Annotated in this window: 3 protein-coding genes; all 3 read left to right on the top strand. The window is 72.3% G+C overall.

Annotation, left to right across the window (positions count from 1 at the left end; genetic code table 11):
* Positions 1-46 precede the first annotated feature (46 nt).
* The 3 genes from argE (at position 47) to FV223_RS23310 (ending at position 3,151) form a co-directional block, all read left to right on the top strand.
* Positions 47-1,213, top strand: a complete 1,167-nt coding sequence (gene argE, locus FV223_RS23320; protein ID WP_147729223.1) for an acetylornithine deacetylase — start codon at positions 47-49, stop codon at positions 1,211-1,213.
* Between the two features lie 271 nt (positions 1,214-1,484).
* Positions 1,485-2,531: an aldo/keto reductase gene (locus FV223_RS23315; protein ID WP_147729222.1), complete on the top strand. Its 1,047-nt coding sequence runs from the start codon at positions 1,485-1,487 to the stop codon at positions 2,529-2,531.
* A 146-nt stretch (positions 2,532-2,677) separates the two neighbouring features.
* The gene (locus FV223_RS23310; protein ID WP_147729221.1) at positions 2,678-3,151 is read left to right on the top strand and encodes an SRPBCC family protein; all 474 of its coding nucleotides are present in this window, start codon (positions 2,678-2,680) and stop codon (positions 3,149-3,151) included.
* Positions 3,152-3,406 lie beyond the last annotated feature (255 nt).

Below are 3,406 nucleotides of genomic sequence, written 5' to 3'. Positions count from 1 at the left end.
CTCCCGGCACCACCCCCGGCCGCCGCAGCCCGGCACGAAGGACCGAATGCAAGCCGCACCGACGCCCACGGACATCCTCGCCACGCTGGTGGCGTTCGACACCACCAGCGCGCTGACGAACCTGCCGCTGGTCGACTGGGTCCAGGATTTCGCGGGCTCGCACGGCGCCGCGGTCGAGCGGGTGATGGACGAGACGGGGGAGAAGGCCGCCCTGTGGATCACGGTCGGGCCGGCCGGCGTGCCGGGCTACGTGCTCTCCGGGCACAGCGACGTGGTGCCGGTGGCCGGCCAGGACTGGAGCCACGACCCGTTCCGGCTGACCGAGGCCGACGGCCGGCTCTACGGGCGCGGCACCTCGGACATGAAGGGGTTCGTCGCCGTCTGCCTCGCGCTCCTGCCGGAGATGGCGGCGGCGCCCCTCGTCCGGCCGCTCCACCTGGCCCTGTCCTACGACGAGGAGGTCGGCTGCCTCGGCGTGCGCCCGCTGATCGCGCGGATGCGGGCGATGGGCCTCGCGCCGCTGGGATGCTTCGTCGGCGAACCGACCGGGATGGCGGTCGTCACCGGGCACAAGGGCAAGCACGCCGCCCGCGTCACCTTCCGCGGCAAGGCCTGCCACTCGGCGCTGGCGCCGGCCGGCGTCAACGCGGTCGAGTACGCCGCGCGCTTCATCCTCCACGTCAGGCAGATGGCCGACGCGCTGGCGGCGTCCGGCGCGCGCGATCCGCTCTACGACGTGCCCCACACCACCGGGCTCAGCAGCGTCGTCCACGGCGGCACCGCCCTCAACATCGTGCCGGACCGCTGCAGCGTCGACTTCGAGTTCCGGGCCATCGGCGCGGACGATGCCGGTGCGCTGGCCCGGCGCGCGATCGCCTTCGCAACCGAGACCCTCGCCGCGGAGATGGCCGCGCGCGATCCCGCCTGCGGCGTCGCGGTCGCCCCGCTGATCGATTATCCCGGCCTCGAGACCGCGGCCGATTCCGCGCTGGTGACGCTGGCCAAGCGGCTCGCCGGCCGCAACGGCCACGCCAAGGTCTCGTTCGGCACCGAGGGCGGGCTGTTCCAGGCGCTCGGCGACGTGCCGGCGGTGGTGGTCGGCCCGGGCTCGATCGCCCGCGCCCACAAGGCCGACGAATTCATCACGCGCGCCGAGCTCGACGCCTGCGCCGCCTTCGTGCGCCGGCTGATCGCGGAGAGCTGCGCCGGGTGAAGGGCCGCTCAGGCGGCGCAGGACGCGCGCCTGGGTCGATCCGGCGATCGACGCGGCGTCGGGCGGCCCTATCTGTCCGACCGAAGCATTCGATCGCGCATCCTTCCCGCCGTCATTCCGGGGCGCCGCAGGCGAGCCCGGAATCCAGATCCGCCGACGGAGCAAGCCGGGTCACACCCGGCTGCTCTGGATTCCGGGCTCTGCTTCGCAGCTCCGGAATGACGTTCGGGGGACGGTCGGCGAAAGGATGCGCTCTCCGACAGGAAACCCCATGCGCCAGAACAAGCTCGGCCGGACCGGCCTCTTCGTCTCGGAACTCTGCCTCGGCACGATGACCTTCGGCGGCGGGGAAGGGATGTGGCGGCAGATCGGTGCGCTCGACCAGGCGGAGGCCGAACGCCTCGTCGGCCGCGCGATCGATGCCGGGATCAATGTCGTCGACACCGCCGACGTCTACGCCGAGGGCCTGTCCGAGCAGATCACCGGCCAGGCGTTGAAGGCCCTCAAGGTGCCGCGCGAGAACGTGGTCGTCGCGACCAAGGCCTACGGCCCGACGGGGCCGGGCGCGAACAGCCGCGGGGCCTCGCGGGTGCATCTGCTTGACGCGGTGAAGGCCAGCCTGAAGCGGCTGCAGCTCGACCACATCGACCTCTACCAGATCCACGGCTTCGACCCGGCGACCCCGATCGAGGAGACGGTGCGGGCGCTCGACATCCTCGTCCAGCACGGCCACGTCCGCTACGTCGGCGTCTCGAACTGGGCGGCCTGGCAGATCGTGAAGGCGCTCGGCATCTCCGAGCGCGAGGGGCTGGCCCGCTTCGAGAGCCTGCAGGCCTACTACACGCTGGCCGGCCGCGACCTCGAGCGCGAGATCGTGCCGATGCTCCGGAGCGAGCGCCTCGGTCTGATGGTCTGGAGCCCGCTCGCCGGCGGCCTGCTCTCGGGCAAGTATTCCGGCGACGCCGCCGGTGAGGGCCGGCGCGCCGCCTTCGACTTCCCGCCGGTGGAGCGCGGCCGCGCCGAATCCTGCATCGACGCGATGCGGCCGATGGCGGCCGCCCGCCACGTCTCGATCGCGCAGATCGCGCTGGCGTGGCTGCTGCACCGGCGCGTGGTGTCGAGCGTCATCGTCGGCGCCAAGCGCCTCGACCAGCTCGACGACAACATCGCCGCGACGCAGATCGAGCTGAGCGAACCCGAGCTCGACGCCCTCGACGCGGTCAGCGTCCTGCCGCGCGAATACCCGGGCTGGATGTTCGAGACGCAGGGCGCGCGCGCCAAGCAGCTGGCCGAGGCCGGGCGCAGGAATGCGCGCTAGCGAGAACCGACGGGTGCCGGCCGGCGATCTCCGCATCCCGGCCGCCATTGCCACGGCGGGGGTCGAGGCCTAGCTCGTGCGGGCCCCCTGAGAGGGCCGGCGCCGGGAATACCGGCGCGCGCCGCCTATCGTCGGAGACGCCCATCATGATCCGGACCCTCGCTCTGCCCGTCCTCGCGCTCGTCGCCGGCACGGTGCCGGGCTACGCCATCGACGTCGCCAAGACCGCCACGGTCGCCGCCCCGCCCGCCAAGGTCTGGCAGGCCATCGGCGACTTCTGCGGCATCGGCGACTGGCACCCGGCGGTGGAGAAGTGCGCGCTGTCCGAGAAGGACGGCATGAAGGTCCGCACCCTCTCGCTCAAGGGCGGCGGCACCCTCGTCGAGGAGCAGGTCTCCCGCGACGACAAGGTGATGAGCTACACCTACACGATCCTGTCCGGCCCGCTGCCGGTCTCCGACTACAAGTCGACGCTCTCGGTGGCGCCGGACGGCACCGGCTCGAAGCTGAGCTGGACCGGGACCTTCAACGCCAAGGGCGCCCCGGACACCGTCGCCACCGACGCGATCTCCGGCATCTACGAGTCGGGCCTGAAGGCCATCGCCGACAAGGCGAAGTAGGCCGGTTCGGTCGACGAACGAGCTGTTCCCTCCCCCCGCAGAGGGGGGAGGGAAACCGCGAACGGCGATCGCGGATCGAGCACCGCAATCGAAGCCAACGATTGACCGCCCGGCGGCGCGGGCTCAAAAACCGTCCGGCGCAAGCTGCGCCGTGTCAGGGAAAGCCGCCCGTGCCGACCAAGATTTCCGGATTCTCGCTCGCCGCCCTCCTCGCCGCCGCCGCGCTCGGCGGGTGCCAGCAGAAGGCCGCGGCGC

The sequence above is a fragment of the Methylobacterium sp. WL116 genome, from assembly GCF_008039455.1.
Classification (GTDB): domain Bacteria; phylum Pseudomonadota; class Alphaproteobacteria; order Rhizobiales; family Beijerinckiaceae; genus Methylobacterium.
Note: the sequence above shows the minus strand (reverse complement) of the source record. Positions and strands in the feature narration are given on the sequence as shown.

Excerpts from the sequence above, each read along its gene's own strand:
- FV223_RS23315 (WP_147729222.1), top strand. The coding sequence starts at position 1,485 with ATGCGCCAGAACAAGCTCGGCCGGACCGGCCTCTTCGTCTCGGAACTC.
- argE (WP_147729223.1), top strand. The coding sequence starts at position 47 with ATGCAAGCCGCACCGACGCCCACGGACATCCTCGCCACGCTGGTGGCG.
- FV223_RS23310 (WP_147729221.1), top strand. The coding sequence starts at position 2,678 with ATGATCCGGACCCTCGCTCTGCCCGTCCTCGCGCTCGTCGCCGGCACG.